Raw genomic sequence first — 16,986 nt, forward strand, 5'->3', positions numbered from 1 at the left:
GAATACCTATGACTGTGTCCCGCACATGCCGTCAGCCGCATGCGCGGTGGGGCTGGCTCAGAGTTTCTCCTCGTGCAGTTGGGGGGCCGCCTTGCGGAAGCCCTTGGTCAGCCAGGCCAGGTAGATGATGCCCACGGCGGCCCAGGTGATGCCGGCCTTGAGCGAGGTGTCTTCCACCTCCAGCCACAGCGCGCCGATGGAGATGAAACCCAGCAGCGGCACGACGAAGAAGTTCAGGATGTCCTTGGGCGTCTTCAGGCGGCCATCGCGGAAGCCATAGCTGCAGATCACCGACAGGTTCACGAAGCTGAAGGCCGTCAGGGCGCCAAAGCTGATCAGCGCCACCACGAACTCCAGGCTCAGGAAACCGGCGGTCAGGCAGATCACGCCCGCCAGCCAGATGTTGAAGGCGGGGGTGAAGCTCTTGGGGCTGATGAAGCCAAAGTACTTCTTGGGCAGCACGCCGTCGCGGCCCATCACGTACATCAGGCGCGACACGCCGGCGTGGGCGGAAATGCCCGAGGCCATCACGGTCACGATGGCGAAGCTCAGCACCACGGACTGGAAGAAGGCGCCGCCGACCAGCAGCAGGATTTCAGGCTGGGTTTCGTCGACCAGCTCGAAGTACTGCTCCGGGTTGCCGGGGAAGTACAGCTGCATGAAGTAGGTGGCGGCCACGAAGATCACACCCGAGATCAGCGCCGTCAGGAAGATGGCGCGCGGCAGGGTCTTCTTCACGTCCTTGGTCTCTTCGGCCAGCGAGCTCAGCGAGTCGAAGCCGGTGAACGAGAAGCACAGGATGGTGGCGCCGGTGATCAGGGCGCCGATTTCGGTGCTGGCGCTCCAGAAGGGGTTGAAGCTCCACAGCGCGTCGTGGCCGTGCTGGGCAATGTCGCCCAGGGCGTTCTGGCCGGCGGACAGCTTCTGGTAGATCAGCACGGTGAAGAAGCCGATGATCAGCACCTGCAGCAGCACGATCAGGCTGTTGAAGTTGGCGACGAAGCGCACGCCGCGCAGGTTCACGCCCACCATGATCAGCGACAGGCTGATGATCCAGACCCAGTGGTTGACGTCGGGGAAGAGTTCGGTGAGGTAGATGTTTGCCAGCAGGATGTTGACCATGGGGGACAACAGGTAGTCCAGCAAGGAGGACCAGCCCACCATGAAGCCCGCGTTCGGGTGGATGGACTTTTGCACATAGGTGTACGCAGACCCCGAGGAGGGGTACTTGCGGATCATGTGACCGTAGCTGAGCGAGGTCAGCAGCACGGCGATCAACGCAATCATGTAAGACGTGGGCACGTGCTGCAGGCTGTCTCGCGACACCATACCGAACGTATCCAGCAACGTCATGGGCTGGATGTAAGCCAGGCCGATGATGATGACTTGCCACAGGACAAGTGTCTTTTGGAGTTTGGCGACTCCATGCGAATCATGATGGGTGGTCAATTTATCTACCTCTACAGGAAATCAAGGGGTGGTGAACTCGGGCGGCTTGGCCTGGGGACGTGCAGGCCGCTGGGTCAGCAGCAGCGCGTGGTTGGAAAAACGGTGTGGACTGTCATCAGGCATAAAAAATGGGCCTCTGCGGGCCGGTTTGCTTCGTCAAGATCGGGATGCCAATGCGCCATCGGGCGATGACGCAGTGAAATCACGATGTAAAAGCCCCGCTATGTGGGGCATAGCGGGGCCGTGGGGCCACCTGGCGCCCGCCGCCAGGGCGTGGGCAAGGGTGACGGGGGCGCATTCTAGCACCCCGGGTTACATTCGTAACGTGGCGGCTGGGGCGGTGTTGTCTGGGCCGGGTTGGCTAATTTGATAGCGGTTGGCGCCTGCGTTTGCTGCAAGTTGCACCGCAAAGGGGCTGAAATCCAGGTATGGCAAGCGCTGCAAGCTATGGAATTTGCTGCACCCCACATGAAAAAACCCCTGACCAAGGCCAGGGGCTGGAGGGTGGCAGTGGGGCGCAGGACTAGAAGCCCAGCAGCACCGAGCCCTGGAATTGCTTTTCCACAAACTCGCGGGTCGAAGGCGACTGGTAGGCCTTCACCAGCTTGCTGGCCCAGGCCTGCTTTTCGTCACCGGCGCGCACGACCAGGATGTTGACGTAGGGGCCATCGGCGCGCTCCAGCGCAATCGCGTCCTTCTTGGGGTTCAGGCCGGCCGACATGGCGAAGTTGGTGTTGATGGCCGAGGCATCCAGGTCATCCAGCGAACGCGGCAGCTGGGCGGCGTCCAGCTCCACGAAGCGCAGCTTCTTGGGGTTCTCCACCACGTCCAGCGGCGTGGCCTTCAGGCCTGCGCCGGGCTTGAGCTTGATCAGGCCCTTGTCCTGCAGCAGCAGCAGCACGCGACCGCCGTTGGTGGGGTCGTTGGGGATGCCGAACTTGGCGCCGGTCTTGAGTTCGTCCAGCTTCTTGACCTTCTTGGAGTACAGGCCGATGGGGAAGTTGACGGTGTTGGCCAGCTTCACCAGCTTGTAGCCGCGGTCCTTGACTTGGGCATCTAGGTAGGGGCCGTGCTGGTAGCTGTTGGCCTGCAGGTCGCCTGCGGCCAGGGCGGCATTCGGCTGCACGTAGTCGCTGAATTCGACGATCTGGATCTTCAGGCCGTCTTTCTCGGCGACCTGCTTGACGTGCTCCATGATCTGGGCGTGGGGGCCGGCGGTGACGCCCACCTTGATGGCGTCCTGGGCGTGCACGCTGAAGGCACCGGCAGTTGCAATCGCCAGTGCAGCTTGGATAAATAGGCGTTTGTTCACCATCTCACACTCTCAAAAAATTGATGCTGCACTGTAATATGTCATCCATATTCTTTGTGAGAATTAATTTTTATTTTTATATAACTTTTTGAGATGACTGGCATCGCCCGGTGCATCAGCCCTGGTAATCCGGTGTGGCGGGGCGGGGCAGGGCCATCACCCGGTAGGCCACCACGTCCAGGGCGGGGTAGCTGATGTCCTGGCGGTCGGTCCAGACCTTGGGGGTCAGGGGGCCAACCAGCGACACCACATCGCCTTCCTGCAATTCGCGCAACTGGTTGCAGGGCACGGGGTCGAACGCCACCACGTTCACGAACAGGCTGCTGGGGCCGTCGCCCGTGTTGGCGCGCAGGCCGCCGTCGCCCACGGTGGCACGCATGCGCGCCACCATGAAGGTCTTGCCAAAGCGGTCGGTGCGTTCGCTGGGGTCGGTGGTCAGGCGTCCGGTAATCAAACCTTCGATCATTTTTTTGCTCGGTCGATGCCCAGCTGCTGGGCGAAAAATAGAAATGAATTCGGCATCAAAAAAGGGCTAACAGCATGCTGTTAGCCCTTTTTCTATATCAATGGTCGGCGTGGCGGGATTCGAACTCGCGACCCCTTGCACCCCATGCAAGTGCGCTACCAGGCTGCGCTACACGCCGACAAGACCTAGATTATATGCTGAAAAAAACCGGGTTCCTGAGAATTTGGATTTTTTCGCATGCTGGCCAACGGCCTGAAGCCCAGTTCCTCAGTGTCAACACTGCGGTGCCCGGACACAGGCCAGCCGACGATTTTAGTCCACTGGCGCCTGCGTGCCGTACGCGGAATTGCGTATCAGATGTCGTCCAGCAGGGCGTAGGGCAGGGCTTGCAGCTGCAGGGCCTCGCCGCTGGCGCTGCCCGCGGTCAGTGCTTCGCTGGTGGCGCTGATCTGCATGCTGACGATGGCGGCCCAGCCACCGTCCGGGCGCGGGGCGGTCTGCACCACGGTGCCTGTAGCTTGCTCGGCATCGCTGGCCGCAAACACTTCGGCGCCGGCCGACAGCGGACCGGCAGCATGCACGATGAAGGCGCGGCGCTTGAGCGTGCCGCGGAACTGGCTGCGCGCCACCACTTCCTGGCCGGGGTAGCAGCCCTTTTTGAAGTTCACGCCGCCGACGGACTCATAGTTCAGCATCTGGGGCACGAACTGCTCGAACACCGGCTGCGAGACGGTGGCCACGCCGCTGGCCACTTCGCTCCACAGCCAGGCCTCGGCGCTCAGCGCCGCCCCGGTGGGGGCCGGGGTGGCCACAGGTGCCACCCACAGCGCGCGGGGTTGCTGGGCTGCGGGGTACAGCTGCACGAGGTGAGCGCCGTTGGCCGTGGTCTGCAGGCTCCAGGGCGCCTGCAGGCCGCCGGACACGGCATCGCCGGCCAGACCCAGCAGCTGGAAGTCGGCGCTGGCATCGCTCAATTTCGCCTTGGCGCGCAGCACGAACATGGACAGGCGCTTGAGGGTCGGCGCCAGCAGGTCGCGGCTGCAGACCAGCAGGATGTCGTCCGCCGCGCGCTTGAAGCCGATGAAGCTGGCCTGCATGCGGCCCTTGGCCGAGCAGAAGGCGGCCAGGCGCGCATGCTGCAGATCCAGCAGCGCAAAGTCATTGGTCAGTTGGTTGTGCAGAAACTGGGCAGCGTCTTCACCCTGTACGCGGATGATGCCGAGGTGCGAAATGGGGGCTATGCCTTGAAGAGTCTGGGTCATGGGTGAATTATGATCCCCGATCTTTTTCATGGGACGCAAAAGGTTGTGCGACGCTTACTCATAGTGCTGTTGTTTTTGGCCGGTATGGCGGCGGTGGTGGCCGGTGCGGCAGCTTGGTGGCTGGGGCAGCCCCTGCGCATGGCCAGCCAGAGCATCGAGCTCGAGGTGGAGCCCGGCACCACGCCGCGCGGCGTGGCGCAGGCGGTGGTCCGCGCCGGTGTGCAGACCGATGCACGCCTGCTCTATTACTGGTTCCGCCTGTCGCAGCAGGATCGCCAGATCCGCGCCGGCAACTACGAAATCACCGCCGGGACCACGCCGCGTAGCCTGCTGCAGAAGCTGGTGCGCGGCGAGGAAAGCTTGCGCGCCATCACCTTTGTAGAGGGTTGGACCTTCCGCCAGATGCGCGCGGCGATCGCCCAGGATGAATTCCTCAAGCACGACACCGCGCAGATGAGCGAGGCCGAGATCATGGCCGCGCTGGAGCGACCGGGCGTGGCTGCCGAAGGGCGCTTCTTCCCCGACACCTACACCTACGCCCGGGGCAGCAGCGAGCTGGCGGTGCTGCGCCGCGCCCTGCGCTCCATGGAGCGCCACCTGGAACAGGCCTGGGAGCAGCGCACGCCCGACACCCCGCTGAAGAGCGTGGACGAGGCGCTGATCCTGGCCAGCATCGTGGAAAAGGAAACCGGTCGCGCCAGCGACCGCGGGTTGGTGGCCGGCGTGTTCACCAACCGCCTGCGCATCGGCATGCGGCTGCAGACCGACCCCACGGTGATCTATGGCCTGGGCGAGGCGTTCGATGGCAACCTGCGTCGCCGTGACCTGCAGGCCGACACGCCCTGGAACACCTATACCCGTGCCGGCCTGCCGCCCACGCCGATTGCCATGCCGGGTAAGGCCTCGCTGATGGCCGCCGTGCGGCCCGAGCCCACCAAGGCCTTCTATTTCGTGGCGCGTGGTGACGGCAGCAGCCATTTCAGCCCGACGCTGGACGAGCACAACCGTGCCGTCAACCGCTACATCCGCGGCACCCCCTAAACTGTGGCGTGCCGCTGTGCGGTGGGGCCCGTGCTGGGCCGCCGCACCCTTTTGATCTGTATTGAGACCTTGTTGTGACCCTCGCTGCACCTTCCGGACTTTTCATCACTTTTGAAGGCATCGACGGCGCCGGCAAGTCTTCGCACATCGACGCGCTGGCCCAGGCCTTCCGCCAGGCCGGGCGCACGGTGACCCTGACGCGCGAGCCCGGTGGCACGCCGCTGGCGGAAAAGCTGCGCCAGTTGCTGCTGCACGATGCCATGGACCCGCTGACCGAGGCCCTGGTGGTGTTTGCCGCCCGCCGTGACCACCTGGTCCAGGTGATCGAGCCCGCGCTGGCGCGCGGCGAGGTGGTCATCAGCGACCGTTTCACCGATGCCACCTTCGCCTACCAGGGTGCAGGGCGGGGCTTCGACTGGCAAAAGCTCCTGGTTTTGGAGCGCATGGCGCAGACGGGGTGCGGGCTGGAGGCCAGTTTGATGCGTGAACCCGATCTGACCATCTGGTTCGACCTGCCCGCCGCTGTGGCGGCCGAGCGTCTGGCCACCGCGCGCGTGCCCGACCGTTTTGAAGCCCAGCCCCAGGCGTTCTTTGCCGCGGTGGCGGATGGCTATGCCCGCCGCTGTGCCCAGGCCCCGGGGCGGTTTGCGCGCATCGACGCGCACCAGAGCCGCGAGGCCGTGTGGCAGCAGGTGACCGCGGTGCTGCAGGCGCGCGGCTGGCTGGCGGAGGTGCTGCGTGAGCGACGCCGTCACCCCCCTGGCCCCCTGGCTGCAGGCGCAGCACCAATCCCTGATGGCCCAGCGCGGCCACGCCTGGCTGCTGCAGGGCCCTTCGGGCATGGGGCAGTTCGAGCTGGGCATGGCCCTGGTGCGGGCCTGGCTGTGCGAGCAGCCCGGCGCGCACGGGGCCTGCGGCCACTGCGCCAGCTGCCACAGCATTGATGTGCACGCCCATGCCGACCTGTGCGTGCTGATGCCCGAGGCCGACATGCTGGCGCGTGGCTGGCCGCTGAGCGAAAAGGCCCAGGCCGAGATCGACGACAAGAAGCGCAAGCCCAGCAAGGAAATACGTGTCGACGCCATGCGCGATGCGGTGGAGTTCACGCAGCGCACCAGCGCACGTGGCCGTGGCAAGGCGGTGCTGGTCTACCCGGCCGAGCAGATGAACGCCATCACGGCCAATGCCTTGCTCAAGACGCTGGAGGAGCCCCCGGGGGATGTGCGCTTCGTGCTGGCCACAGAAGCCGCGCACCAGTTGCTGCCCACCATCCGCAGCCGCTGCCTGACCCACACCATGCTGTGGCCGCACGAGGCGCAGATGCTGCAGTGGCTGCAGGCCCAGGGCCTGGCCGAGGGGCCGGCCCAGACCTGGCTGCGTGCCGCCGGCGGCCGCCCGCTGGATGCGTTGGCCATGGCCCAGGCGGGCAAGGGGCTGGAGCTGTTCCAGCGCCTGCCCAAGGCCGTGGCGGCCGGCGACGCAGCCATTTTTGCGGACATGAGCCAGCCCGATGTGGTGCAGTGGCTGCAAAAGCTCTGCCACGACCTGATGTGCGTGGCCCAGGGGGCGGCCCCGCGCTACTTTGCCGCGCAGGACCTGCCGGCGCCGCCATCGGCCATGATCCTGGCGCGCTGGGCCAAGTCCCTGGCCCAGGAGGCGCGCACCGCCGAGCACCCGTTCAACGCCGGTTTGATGACCGAGGCGCTTGTCGCCCAGGCCCGCACGGTTCTACACTCCAAGGCCTGACGCCACTTATTTCAGCCACATGAGCATGCAGCCATCACCACCCCGTCCCAGTGTGTTGCAACTGGCCCTCAAGGAGAAAGGGGCTTTGTACGCGGCCTACATCTCCTTGTTTGCTGAAGGCGGTATCTTCGTCGCCACGCCGCGGGAGTTCCGCCTGGGGGACGATGTCTATGTGCTGCTGACCCTGCCCGAAGACCCCCAGCGCTACCCGATTGCCGGCAAGGTCGGCTGGGTGACGCCCGCGGGTGCCGGGGGCAACCGCACGCAAGGCATTGGCGTGCGCTTCCCCAAGGACGACAAGTCGGCCCAGCTCAAGGTCAAGATCGAGCAGATGCTGGGCACGGCGATTGCTTCGGACCGACCCACGCAGACCCTGTAAGGCCGCACCGCTTTTTCTGCCATGCCGGCTGGGGCGTGCCCCGGTCGGCATTGTTTTTTGTACGATAGCCCGCTGATGTTTACCGATTCCCACTGCCACCTGAATTTTCCGGAACTGTCGGCCCAACTGCCGACCATCCTGGAGGCCATGTCCGCCGCCCAGGTGACGCGCGCGCTGTGCATTTCCTGCACCATGGAAGAGTTTCCCGATGTGCACGCGCTGGCGCTGGCGCATGGCAATCTGTGGTGCACCGTGGGTGTGCACCCCGACACCGAGCACATGACCGAGCCCAGCGTGCAGGACCTGGTCGAGCGGGCCGCGCTGCCGCGCGTGGTGGGCATTGGCGAGACCGGCCTGGACTACTACGGCATGGAAGACCGCAAAGGGGGGCGCACGATCGCCGACATGGAGTGGCAGCGCGCGCGGTTCCGCACCCACATCCGTGCGGCCCAGCAGTGCCGCAAGCCCCTGGTGATCCACACCCGTGCGGCGCAGGAGGACACGCTGCGCATCCTGCGCGAAGAGGGCGAGGACGGCCGCGCAGGCAGTGCCGGTGGGGTGTTCCATTGCTTCACCGAAAGCCTGGAGGTGGCCAAGGCCGCGCTGGACCTGGGCTTTTACATTTCGCTGTCGGGCATCGTCACCTTCAAGAGCGCGCAGTACCTGCGCGATGTGGCGGCCTATGTCCCGGCCGAGCGTTTGCTGATCGAAACCGACAGCCCTTACCTGGCGCCTGTGCCCTTCCGGGGCAAGACCAACACCCCGGCGCTGGTGCCGTATGTGGCCCAGCAGGTGGCGCAGGTGCGGGGTCTGCGTGTGGAGGAGGTGGCCCAGATGACCAGTGACAACTTTGACCGCCTGTTCACCGGCGTGGTGGGCGGATGAAGCGCCGCGCCCTGTTGCAAGCCGCCGGCGCCAGTGCGCTGGTGTGGGCCTGGCCCGCGCAGGCCAGCTTGGCTGCGGATTTCGAGACCGCCATCATCCGCGACGACTTTGTGCGCGTGCGCGAGCTGCTGCAGCGCGGGCTGGACCCGAACACGCTGGACAGCCACGGCAACCCCGGGGTGGTGCGCGCCATGCGCAACGATTCCTGGCGCGTGGCGCAGGTGCTGCTGCAGGCGCCTGGCCTGCGGGTCAACGATGCCAATCCGCAGGGTGAGACCCCGCTGATGCTGGCCTGCATCAAGGGCCAGCTGGATCTGGTGCGCGAACTGCTGTCGCTGGGCGCGCGCATCAACCAGCCCGGCTGGACACCGCTGCACTACGCCGCCAGCGCCGACGCGCCGCACAGCCTGGCGATTGCGCAGCTGCTGCTGGACGAGCACGCCTACATCGATGCCGAGTCGCCCAACGGCAGCACGCCGCTGATGCTGGCGGCGCAATATGGCTCCCAGGCCATGGTGGAGCTGCTGCTGAATGCCGGTGCCGACGTGCAGCTGCGCAACCAGTTGGGCCTGACGGCGGTGGACTTTGCGCGCCGTTCGGACCGCGACTACATGGTGCGCATCCTGCAGACCGCTTACGACGCCACGCGCCGCTCCAAGGCCACGTGGTAATTGGATGCAGCAATAAAAAGAGCGCCTGACACTTGCTTTACCTGGGTTTTCAATGGTTTTGGTATTGAAATCCAGGCTGGGCAAGCGCCAGGCGCTCTATTTTTGTGTCGACTTCGGGCGGTGAACCGCGCCCTGCAGCGCGGGCGCAGAGGGCATGGCCCGTGCCGGCGGCGTTGTCTGCGGGCTCAGTGGCCCGTCACATGCGCCTGCAGGCGGGCGTACAGGCCGTTGAGGGCCAGCAGCTCGGCGTGCGTGCCCTGTTCGGCAATCCGGCCACGCTCCATCACCACCACGCGGTCGGCGTGCTCGATGGTGGACAGGCGGTGGGCAATCACCAGGGTGGTACGGCCCTGCATCAGGGTCTGCAGGGCTTGCTGCACCAGGCGCTCGGATTCGGTGTCCAACGCCGAGGTGGCCTCGTCCAGGATCAGCACCGGCGCGTCCTTGTACAGCGCGCGGGCGATGGCCAGGCGCTGGCGCTGGCCGCCGGACAGCTGGGTGGCGTTGTGGCCCACTTCGGTGTGGATGCCCTGGGGCATCTGGCGCACGTGCTCGGCCAGGTTGGCGGCCTCCAGGCAGGACCAGACGCGGGCCTCGTCCACGTCGGCGCCCAGGGCCACGTTGGCGGCCACGCTGTCGTTGAACATCACCACATCCTGGCTGACCATGGCGAACTGCTTGCGCAGGTAGTGCAGGTCCCAGTCCGGCAGCGCCACGCCATCCATCAGCACCTCGCCGGCCGTGGGGTCCAGAAAGCGGGGCAGCAGGTTGACCAGGGTGGTCTTGCCGGCGCCGGAGGGGCCGACCAGGGCCACCACTTCGCCGGGCTGCACCTGCAGGCTGACCTGTTGCAGGGCGGGGGCCTTGTCATCGCCAAAGGACACGCTGATGTCCCGCAGGGTGATGGCGCCACGCACCTCGGCAGGGCGCTGCGTGCCGCTGGGCTCGGCGCTGCTGCCTTCCATCAGGGCCAGGCCCCGCTCCAGGGCCGCCACGCCGCGTGTGATGGGGTTGGCCACGTCCGCCATGCGACGCAGTGGGGCGATCAGCATCAGCATGGCACTGATGAAGGCCACGAAGCTGCCCACGGTCACGTTCTCGCTGCGGCCCTGCCACAGGGCGATGCAGATCACCGCCGACAGGGCGATGGCCGCCATCAACTGGGTGGTGGGCGTCATCGCGGCTGAGGCGATCGTGGACTTGATGTTGAGCTTGCGCAGCTCGCGGCTCAGGCCTACAAAGCGCTGAGCCTGGGCCTGCTGGGCACCGTGCAGGCGCACCATGCGGTGGGCCAGCACGTTTTCCTCGACCACATAGGCCAGGGCGTCGGTGGCCTGCTGGCTGCTCTTGGTAATGCGGTACAGGCGCTTGGACAGCGTTTTCATGATCCAGCCCACGGCGGGCACGATGAAGGCCACGGCCAGGGTCAGCTGCCAGTTCAGGTACAGCAGATAGCCCAGCAGCGCCACCAGGGTGAAGCCGTCGCGCGAGATGGCCAAAAAGGCCTGGACCAACTGCGTGGCACCGGTCTGCACTTCGTACACCACGGTGTTGGACAGCGCACTGGCCGACTGCTTGGCAAACAGGTCCATCTGCGCGACCTGGATGCGGGTGAACAGGTCTTTGCGCAGGCGCAGCATGCCTTCGTTGGCGATCCGCGAGAGGGCATACTGGCCCGCGAACTGCGCCACGCCACGTACCAGGAACAGTCCGACAATAAACAAGGGCACCATCCACAGATTGAGCGTGCCTTGGGTGAAGCCGCTGTCGAGCAAGGGCTGCAAGAGCGCCGGAATCAAGGGTTCCGTGGCAGCGCCCACCAGCGTGGCCAGGATGGCAATCCCCCAGGCCATGCGCTGCTGACCAAAATAGGGCGCCACCCGCACGAGCCGCTGGCGCAGGGTCAGGTCGCTGGTGGCGGGGGCCACCATGCGAATGTTTTTGTCGGTGTTTTGCATGTGGGCCAGGATTCTACGTGCCCGCTGTACCCACCCTCTTAAACACATTGACACAGCGACTATGTGTCCAGACCCGCACAAGTGTGTGTAACATCCTAGGGAGCACCCGGAGCCTAATCCGGCACATGATGGCTGCGCATGAATACTGAACACCAATCCCCCCTCCATTCCCTGCAGGCGCTCACGCCGCTTGCTTCACGCCGCTCCCTGCTGGCCGCACTGGCCGCATCCCCTGTCCTGCCTGCACTGGCCCAGTTCCGGGTCGAGGTGACCGGCGTGGGCCTGACCCAGTTGCCGATTGCTTTGCCGAGCTTTCGCGGCGAAGAGGGTGCCCCCCAGAAGATTTCGCAAATTGTGCGCGCCGACCTGGAGCGCAGCGGCCAGTTCCGCAACGTCGATGCCAGCAGTGAGCGCCTGGACGAAACCTCGCGCCCCGACATGGCGCAATGGCGCCAGCGCGCCGCCGACGCCCTGGTGACCGGCAGCATCACGCGCATGGCCGACAGCCGCTTTGATGTGCGCTTTCGCCTGTGGGATGTGGTCAAGGGGCAGGATCTGGGCGGCCAGGGCTTTGCTGTCACCCAGGCGGACCTGCGCCTGGTGGCGCACCGCATCTCGGACTTCATCTATGAAAAGCTGACCGGCGAGCGCGGCATTTTCTCGACCCGCATCGCCTACGTGACCAAGGCTGCCAAGCGCTACGTGCTGTGGGTAGCCGATGCCGATGGTGAGAACGCCCAGTCGGCGCTGTCCAGCACCGAGCCCATCATCTCGCCCGCCTGGTCGCCCAACGGTGGCGAGCTGGCCTATGTGTCGTTCGAAGCGCGCAAGCCCGTGGTGTATGTGCATGAGGTCGCCAGCGGCCGACGCCGTCTGGTGGCGAACTTCCGCGGCTCGAACAGTGCCCCGGCCTGGTCGCCCGATGGCGCCTCGCTGGCGGTGACCCTGACGCGCGATGGTTTGTCGCAGCTGTACCGCATCAGCTCGCAAGGTGGCCAGCCCACCCGCCTGACGCAGAGCAATGGCATCGACACCGAGCCCGCATTCTCGGCCGATGGCAAGACCATCTACTTCGTCAGCGACCGTGGCGGCTCCCCCCAGATCTACAAGGTTGGCGCAGGCGGTGGTGCCGCCCAGCGTGTGACCTTCACCGGGAACTACAACATCTCTCCAGCCGTCAGTCCTGATGGCCGCTGGTTGGCCTACATCTCGCGCGTCGGCGGTGCCTTCAAGCTGTACGTGATGGACTTGGATGGTGGCACTGCCACAGCTGTCACAGACACCAGCGATGATGAAAGCCCGAGTTTTGCGCCCAACAGCCGCCTGATCGTGTACGCGACCAAGCAAGGCGGGCGCGAAGCCTTGATGACGACCACCTTGGACGGCAAGATCAAGGCGCGTTTGGCAGGGCAGGGTGGTGAGATTCGGGAACCCGATTGGGGCCCTTATCAAAAATATTGAATTGACGTAAACCTTTGTTAGCGGGTTGCGTTCTATTAATTACCTAGTAATTCCTAGGCAAGGAGAATTTTGATGATTACGTTTAAGCGAGTTTCTATCGCATTGTCCGTGGCCGCCCTGATGGCTGGCTGCTCTTCCGGCGTCAAGCTGGACGAAAACGCCAACGCTGGCAACAACAACGGTGGCGCCAACACTTCCGGCTCCGCCAGCGGTGTGGCCGGTGTGGATCTGACAGGCGGTCAAATCGCTGCTGATGGCGGCCCCAAGGGTGTGGGTCGCGTGGTGTACTTCGACTTCGACAGCTTTGTCGTGAAGTCCGAAGCCCAAGGTCTGGTGGACGCCAATGCGCGCTTCATCAAGGCTGACGCTGCTCGCAAGGTCACCATTGAAGGCCACACCGACGAGCGCGGTGGTCGTGAATACAACCTGGCTCTGGGCCAAAAGCGTGCAGAAGCTGTGCGCCGTTCCCTGAACCTGCTGGGTGTCAGCGACAGCCAAGTGGAAGCCGTGAGCTTTGGTGAAGAAAAGCCTGCTGCCGCTGGCAGCAACGAAGCTGCGTACTCGCAGAACCGTCGCGCTGAAATCTCCTACCGTTAAAGCATGAGCATTCGCAATGGATCTTTGCGGATGAGTGTCCGTGTACTGGCCGCTCTGGGCTTGTGCACGGTCCTGGTTCATCCGGCATACGCCTTCCTGGAAGATGCGGAAGCACGCCGTGCCATTCTGGAATTGCGCCAACGCTTTGACACCAGCACCCAGGAAACGGCCCAGATGCGTCGCAGCCTGCTGGACTTGCAGTCGCAAATTGAATCCATGCGGCGCGAAATCGCCCAGCTCACCGGCGCCAATGAGCAGCTGGAACGCCAGGTGGCGGAGCTGCAAAGCCGCCAGAAAGATCTGGCCAAGGGCTTGGACGATCGTTTGCGCAGGTTTGAGCCCGTGCAGGTGCAGGTCGATGGCCTGGAGTTCTCGGCGGATCCTGCGGAAAAGCGTGACTTCGATGCCGCGCTGGAGCAGTTCCGGGCTGGCGACTTTGCCGGTGCACGCAAAGCCTTTGCGAACTTCGTGAACAGTTACCCCAACAGCGGGTACCTGCCTTCTGCGCGGTTCTGGCTGGGCAACACCCAATACGCCGGCCGTGACTACAAAGAAGCGATTGCCAATTTCCGTTCCATGCTCAAGGCCGCGCCGCAGCACACCCGTGCCGCCGATGCCTCGCTGTCGATTGCGAACTGCCAGCTCGAATTGAAAGACGCCAAGGGGGCGGTCAAAACCCTGCAAGACTTGGTACGCGACTACCCGGCCTCGGAAGCGGCAAGCACCGCCAAAGAGCGCCTGCAACGTTTGAAGTGATGACGGCACCAAACAACCCTGTGCACAACACCATCGCCGGCCCTGCCGGCGATGATTTTTGGGCGCTGCTGATCTGCAGCGTCGCTTTGCCGGGCTGGAGCGCCTGTATGGCGTACCGGGCGCGGCCCGCATCCGGCAGTCCCATGTCGCGGTGATCGGTGTGGGTGGCGTGGGCTCCTGGGCAGCCGAGGCATTGGCGCGCAGTGGTGTGGGCACCTTGACGCTGATTGACCTGGACAACGTGGCGGAGTCCAACATCAATCGCCAGATTCATGCCCTCACCGGCACGGTGGGTCAGGCCAAGGTGGAGGCCATGCGCGACCGGATCGCGCAAATCAACCCGGCGTGCGTGGTGCATGGGATCGAGGAATTCGTGGAGCCGGCAAACTGGCCTGGCATCCTGCCGGATGGGGTCGATGCGGTCATTGATGCCTGTGACCAGGTCAAGGCCAAAGTGGCGATGGCCCAGTGGGCGCGCCGGGCCAAGCGCTGCTTCATCAGTGTGGGTGCAGCAGGCGGCAAGCGCTTGGCGCACAAGGTCGAGGTGGATGACCTGTCCCAGACCACGCACGACCCCTTGCTGGCGCAACTGCGTTACCGCCTACGCAAGGAGTTCAACGCCCCGAAGGAAGGCAAGAAGATGGGCGTGATGACGGTGTTCAGCCGCGAATCGGTGGCCCCTCCGGATGCCTCCTGCCAGCTTTCGGGTGCAGCGGACAGCAGCCTCAACTGCAGTGGCTATGGCTCGGTGGTGGCGGTGACGGCCACCTTCGGGCAGTGCGCGGCAGGCTGGGTGCTCGACGAGATCGTGCGTTCTTCAAAAAATGGTGCAATTTCCCAGAGCGTCTGAAAACTGATGCTACAATCTAGGTCTTCGCTAGCTAAGCAGCTTGTTTTGCAAAGCGACAGGTCGGGTCTTTAGCTCAGTCGGTAGAGCAGCGGACTTTTAATCCGTTGGTCGCGAGTTCGAATCTCGCAGGACCCACCAAAAAATTTGTTAAGAATCAAGCGCTTAGAGCAGAAATGCCTAAGCGCTTTTTTCTTTTTGTGTCTTCATTGCTACTCTATTGCTACCGTCTGGAGTGATGGCCAATGACATGCGTACGCATGTATTGCTACCATGCATGCATGAAGCACGCTGAACCAGAGTTATTCGCGCCTACTGTCCAACTATTGCGCCATGCACTTAGCTTGGATCTGCCGGTGACTTTCTCCCCAGATGGCTTGGCTTCTGTTTCCAAGGGCATTCCGCTCACAAGAGCTATGAATGATTCCTGTGCGACTGCGGAAGATTGGGTTGACGATGAGACCGACGAGGGCTGCATCTTTGAACATGGTTTGCATCTCATCGAGTACTGGGCGAAGTGGAGTGTTGCTGATGACTATCCCTCCCCTGGTGATCAAAACTGGCGAAATTGGGCTTGGGAGTTTCTACGTCGTAATGAGCAATATGCACTGCTTGTGGCATGGATGAATGGTCTGCCGGAAGAAGTAAGGCTTCGGGAGGAGCCCAAAGCAGACGACCTGCTTGAACATGTGCTTTGCGAGCCCGCTCCTTTGGCAGGGCTGCGAACCGTAGGAAACTACACTGAATATTGTCTGGCCAACGATATTAGCAATGTTATTGTTATGCCAATTCAGGTGCTCCGGTATTGTTGGGGTGTCAACTGGCCGTTGGCGCCTAGCGATGAATTTATTAATTTGGGTCCTGATAAGCAGGAGTATTTTTTTCAGTAAATTTAGCAGAAATGCTTGTTCCGGATTACTTGGCTCAGAATGAATTGTTTCCTGAATTTCCATTTCAAGAAGTGCGGCGTATATTTTCAAATAAGGATGTATTTTTTAAATTTGATTTGAATGAGCCGCTTCCTGGTCAGTTAGAAATAGCACGTGAAAAGCTTCAGGAATTGAGGTGTGCCTATTACATGAAATCTCTCATGGCGGTAATTGATCCTGCCAATCTAAATCTTATAGGGTCCGATGATGACCTTAAATCAATTTCGGATTCGAAAAATTACACAAAGGCTCTCTTGCTTCAATTGAGAATTTTTGATGCTGTGAATGTAAATGGTGGTCGCCTGAGTAAAACACTATGCCATGAACTGGTGAAAGTTTTCACGGAAGAGGCTGATGCCAAAAAACAAGACGATGAGCTGGATAGTCTTCCAAAGACAATTTCTGATAAGGAAATAAAAAGATAGCGCCATGAGGCTTCAAAAATTGTTAATGGAAAATACAGAGCGTTGTTGAGATATAAACCCTAGGGTCTGTTGAGATTTGACGTGAATTGATTACGGCATACGCTGATGTGATGACAGCAACGAACCTGCTTTCAGTTGTGGATTCAACTGGTCAATGCCACACAATAACCGCCTCTGGCTGAATGACTGTTGGCATGAAGTGAAGAATGCGGATTTACTACACCGATGCTCAGAAGGGACTGATGTGGGTCGTTGAAAAATTAAAAATAATTTTTATTATACTGACAAAGAAATGAGATTTTTTTAAATTTTCTGGGATGCTCATGGCCAGAAAAAGGAAAACACACATCAATTCACGGATGTTATGGTGTTTATATTTTTAATTTCATGTCTTATTTTAAATTTTGTCTTAATATTAATTCCTGAAAAATATCAATTTTACTCTCCTGAAATATATTGGATTTATATTTGACTGACAGGGTTGCTGATGTTGTTTTTTAATCTTGTTTTTTGCAAAAACTGTTAAACTTGAACCTATAAATATATTTAAACAAATAACGTTTAATATTGGTAATGAATTTATAATTTAACATTTATATTAAATATTTTTTTCAAAAAAGGTAGGCAATCACTACTCGCTATTTTCTGTCAAGTGCCAGCTGTTGATTTCCATCCAGAAGTGACCCACTAGCCCCCGGTTTTTCCATCTCAATCTGACCCACGCATTAACCCTAGCTGTCGGGTCCCGGATGATTACGCACGTTCTTGACGAATAAATCAGGAGCTTTCATCTTCCATTTTT

16 protein-coding genes, 2 tRNA genes and 1 pseudogene are annotated in these 16,986 nt (G+C 61.7%); 13 read left to right on the forward strand and 6 right to left on the reverse strand.

The genetic code is table 11. The annotated features are described in order from the left end of the window. Positions 1 to 57: 57 nt before the first annotated feature. The 5 genes from SJH88_RS07450 to ygfZ all read right to left on the reverse strand — a co-directional run bounded on the left by SJH88_RS07450 (position 58) and on the right by ygfZ (position 4,489). The gene (locus SJH88_RS07450; protein WP_274754052.1) at positions 58 to 1,353 is read right to left on the reverse strand and encodes an APC family permease; all 1,296 of its coding nucleotides are present in this window, start codon (positions 1,351 to 1,353) and stop codon (positions 58 to 60) included. A gap of 619 nt (positions 1,354 to 1,972) precedes the next feature. After that, the gene (locus tag SJH88_RS07455; protein WP_274754053.1) at positions 1,973 to 2,764 is read right to left on the reverse strand and encodes a MetQ/NlpA family ABC transporter substrate-binding protein; all 792 of its coding nucleotides are present in this window, start codon (positions 2,762 to 2,764) and stop codon (positions 1,973 to 1,975) included. Between the two features lie 112 nt (positions 2,765 to 2,876). Then, positions 2,877 to 3,227 carry a single-stranded DNA-binding protein gene (locus SJH88_RS07460; protein ID WP_042420047.1) on the reverse strand — a complete coding sequence of 117 codons (351 nt, stop codon included), beginning with the start codon at positions 3,225 to 3,227 and terminating at the stop codon, positions 2,877 to 2,879. A 101-nt stretch (positions 3,228 to 3,328) separates the two neighbouring features. Beyond that, positions 3,329 to 3,405, reverse strand: a tRNA-Pro gene (locus tag SJH88_RS07465). A gap of 175 nt (positions 3,406 to 3,580) precedes the next feature. Then, positions 3,581 to 4,489, reverse strand: a complete 909-nt coding sequence (gene ygfZ, locus SJH88_RS07470; protein ID WP_274754054.1) for a CAF17-like 4Fe-4S cluster assembly/insertion protein YgfZ — start codon at positions 4,487 to 4,489, stop codon at positions 3,581 to 3,583. Positions 4,490 to 4,573: 84 nt separating this feature from the next. Here ygfZ and mltG point away from each other — a divergent pair, with 84 nt between their 5' ends. The 6 genes and pseudogenes from mltG (at position 4,574) to SJH88_RS07500 (ending at position 9,211) form a co-directional block, all read left to right on the forward strand. Beyond that, complete coding sequence (mltG, locus tag SJH88_RS07475; protein WP_370513790.1) at positions 4,574 to 5,530, forward strand: endolytic transglycosylase MltG; 957 nt, start codon at positions 4,574 to 4,576, stop codon at positions 5,528 to 5,530. Between the two features lie 74 nt (positions 5,531 to 5,604). After that, a pseudogene (tmk, locus tag SJH88_RS07480) lies at positions 5,605 to 6,261 on the forward strand (dTMP kinase); the annotation flags it as partial. Between the two features lie 7 nt (positions 6,262 to 6,268). Further along, positions 6,269 to 7,276 (forward strand): DNA polymerase III subunit delta', encoded by a 1,008-nt coding sequence (locus SJH88_RS07485; RefSeq protein ID WP_239224484.1) that lies wholly within the window; start codon positions 6,269 to 6,271, stop codon positions 7,274 to 7,276. 19 nt (positions 7,277 to 7,295) lie between these two features. Then, positions 7,296 to 7,655 (forward strand): PilZ domain-containing protein, encoded by a 360-nt coding sequence (locus SJH88_RS07490; RefSeq protein ID WP_043386360.1) that lies wholly within the window; start codon positions 7,296 to 7,298, stop codon positions 7,653 to 7,655. A gap of 75 nt (positions 7,656 to 7,730) precedes the next feature. Then, on the forward strand, positions 7,731 to 8,540 hold the full coding sequence (locus SJH88_RS07495; protein WP_043386357.1) for a TatD family hydrolase: 810 nt from the start codon (positions 7,731 to 7,733) through the stop codon (positions 8,538 to 8,540). Beyond that, positions 8,537 to 9,211: an ankyrin repeat domain-containing protein gene (locus tag SJH88_RS07500; RefSeq protein ID WP_274754055.1), complete on the forward strand. Its 675-nt coding sequence runs from the start codon at positions 8,537 to 8,539 to the stop codon at positions 9,209 to 9,211. The genes SJH88_RS07495 and SJH88_RS07500 overlap by 4 nt, the downstream gene beginning before the upstream one ends. A gap of 185 nt (positions 9,212 to 9,396) precedes the next feature. Here SJH88_RS07500 and msbA read toward each other — a convergent pair whose 3' ends face one another. Then, positions 9,397 to 11,169, reverse strand: a complete 1,773-nt coding sequence (gene msbA, locus SJH88_RS07505) for a lipid A export permease/ATP-binding protein MsbA (protein WP_274754056.1) — start codon at positions 11,167 to 11,169, stop codon at positions 9,397 to 9,399. 138 nt (positions 11,170 to 11,307) lie between these two features. On the opposite strand from msbA, the gene tolB reads away from it, so the two are divergent. The 7 genes from tolB (at position 11,308) to SJH88_RS07540 (ending at position 16,184) form a co-directional block, all read left to right on the forward strand. Beyond that, positions 11,308 to 12,630, forward strand: a complete 1,323-nt coding sequence (gene tolB, locus SJH88_RS07510) for a Tol-Pal system beta propeller repeat protein TolB (RefSeq protein WP_420921726.1) — start codon at positions 11,308 to 11,310, stop codon at positions 12,628 to 12,630. A gap of 72 nt (positions 12,631 to 12,702) precedes the next feature. Beyond that, a complete protein-coding gene (gene pal, locus SJH88_RS07515; RefSeq protein WP_043386342.1) occupies positions 12,703 to 13,227 on the forward strand; it encodes a peptidoglycan-associated lipoprotein Pal in 525 nt (174 codons plus the stop codon). Positions 13,228 to 13,257: 30 nt separating this feature from the next. Then, positions 13,258 to 13,983, forward strand: coding sequence for a tol-pal system protein YbgF (ybgF, locus tag SJH88_RS07520; RefSeq protein WP_274754057.1), 726 nt, complete (start codon positions 13,258 to 13,260; stop codon positions 13,981 to 13,983). A 58-nt stretch (positions 13,984 to 14,041) separates the two neighbouring features. Further along, the gene (locus SJH88_RS07525; RefSeq protein ID WP_274754058.1) at positions 14,042 to 14,833 is read left to right on the forward strand and encodes a tRNA threonylcarbamoyladenosine dehydratase; all 792 of its coding nucleotides are present in this window, start codon (positions 14,042 to 14,044) and stop codon (positions 14,831 to 14,833) included. A 62-nt stretch (positions 14,834 to 14,895) separates the two neighbouring features. Further along, positions 14,896 to 14,971: transfer RNA gene (locus tag SJH88_RS07530), tRNA-Lys, on the forward strand. Positions 14,972 to 15,111: 140 nt separating this feature from the next. Then, entirely contained in the window at positions 15,112 to 15,720 is a 609-nt protein-coding gene (locus tag SJH88_RS07535) for a hypothetical protein (RefSeq protein ID WP_274754059.1), read from the forward strand. Between the two features lie 11 nt (positions 15,721 to 15,731). Then, a complete protein-coding gene (locus SJH88_RS07540) occupies positions 15,732 to 16,184 on the forward strand; it encodes a hypothetical protein (protein ID WP_274754060.1) in 453 nt (150 codons plus the stop codon). The last annotated feature ends 802 nt before the right edge of the window (positions 16,185 to 16,986 follow it).

The organism is Comamonas sp. GCA5, from assembly GCF_036541385.1.
In the GTDB taxonomy this organism is placed as follows: domain Bacteria; phylum Pseudomonadota; class Gammaproteobacteria; order Burkholderiales; family Burkholderiaceae_C; genus Comamonas; species Comamonas aquatica.

Excerpts from the sequence above, each read along its gene's own strand:
- msbA (WP_274754056.1), bottom strand. The coding sequence starts at position 11,169 with ATGCAAAACACCGACAAAAACATTCGCATGGTGGCCCCCGCCACCAGC.
- mltG (WP_370513790.1), top strand. The coding sequence starts at position 4,574 with ATGGCGGCGGTGGTGGCCGGTGCGGCAGCTTGGTGGCTGGGGCAGCCC.
- SJH88_RS07500 (WP_274754055.1), top strand. The coding sequence starts at position 8,537 with ATGAAGCGCCGCGCCCTGTTGCAAGCCGCCGGCGCCAGTGCGCTGGTG.
- SJH88_RS07540 (WP_274754060.1), top strand. The coding sequence starts at position 15,732 with ATGCTTGTTCCGGATTACTTGGCTCAGAATGAATTGTTTCCTGAATTT.
- SJH88_RS07460 (WP_042420047.1), bottom strand. The coding sequence starts at position 3,227 with ATGATCGAAGGTTTGATTACCGGACGCCTGACCACCGACCCCAGCGAA.
- SJH88_RS07490 (WP_043386360.1), top strand. The coding sequence starts at position 7,296 with ATGAGCATGCAGCCATCACCACCCCGTCCCAGTGTGTTGCAACTGGCC.
- pal (WP_043386342.1), top strand. The coding sequence starts at position 12,703 with ATGATTACGTTTAAGCGAGTTTCTATCGCATTGTCCGTGGCCGCCCTG.
- tolB (WP_420921726.1), top strand. The coding sequence starts at position 11,308 with ATGAATACTGAACACCAATCCCCCCTCCATTCCCTGCAGGCGCTCACG.
- SJH88_RS07455 (WP_274754053.1), bottom strand. The coding sequence starts at position 2,764 with ATGGTGAACAAACGCCTATTTATCCAAGCTGCACTGGCGATTGCAACT.
- SJH88_RS07535 (WP_274754059.1), top strand. The coding sequence starts at position 15,112 with ATGAAGCACGCTGAACCAGAGTTATTCGCGCCTACTGTCCAACTATTG.
- SJH88_RS07495 (WP_043386357.1), top strand. The coding sequence starts at position 7,731 with ATGTTTACCGATTCCCACTGCCACCTGAATTTTCCGGAACTGTCGGCC.
- ygfZ (WP_274754054.1), bottom strand. The coding sequence starts at position 4,489 with ATGACCCAGACTCTTCAAGGCATAGCCCCCATTTCGCACCTCGGCATC.
- ybgF (WP_274754057.1), top strand. The coding sequence starts at position 13,258 with ATGAGTGTCCGTGTACTGGCCGCTCTGGGCTTGTGCACGGTCCTGGTT.
- SJH88_RS07450 (WP_274754052.1), bottom strand. The coding sequence starts at position 1,353 with ATGACGTTGCTGGATACGTTCGGTATGGTGTCGCGAGACAGCCTGCAG.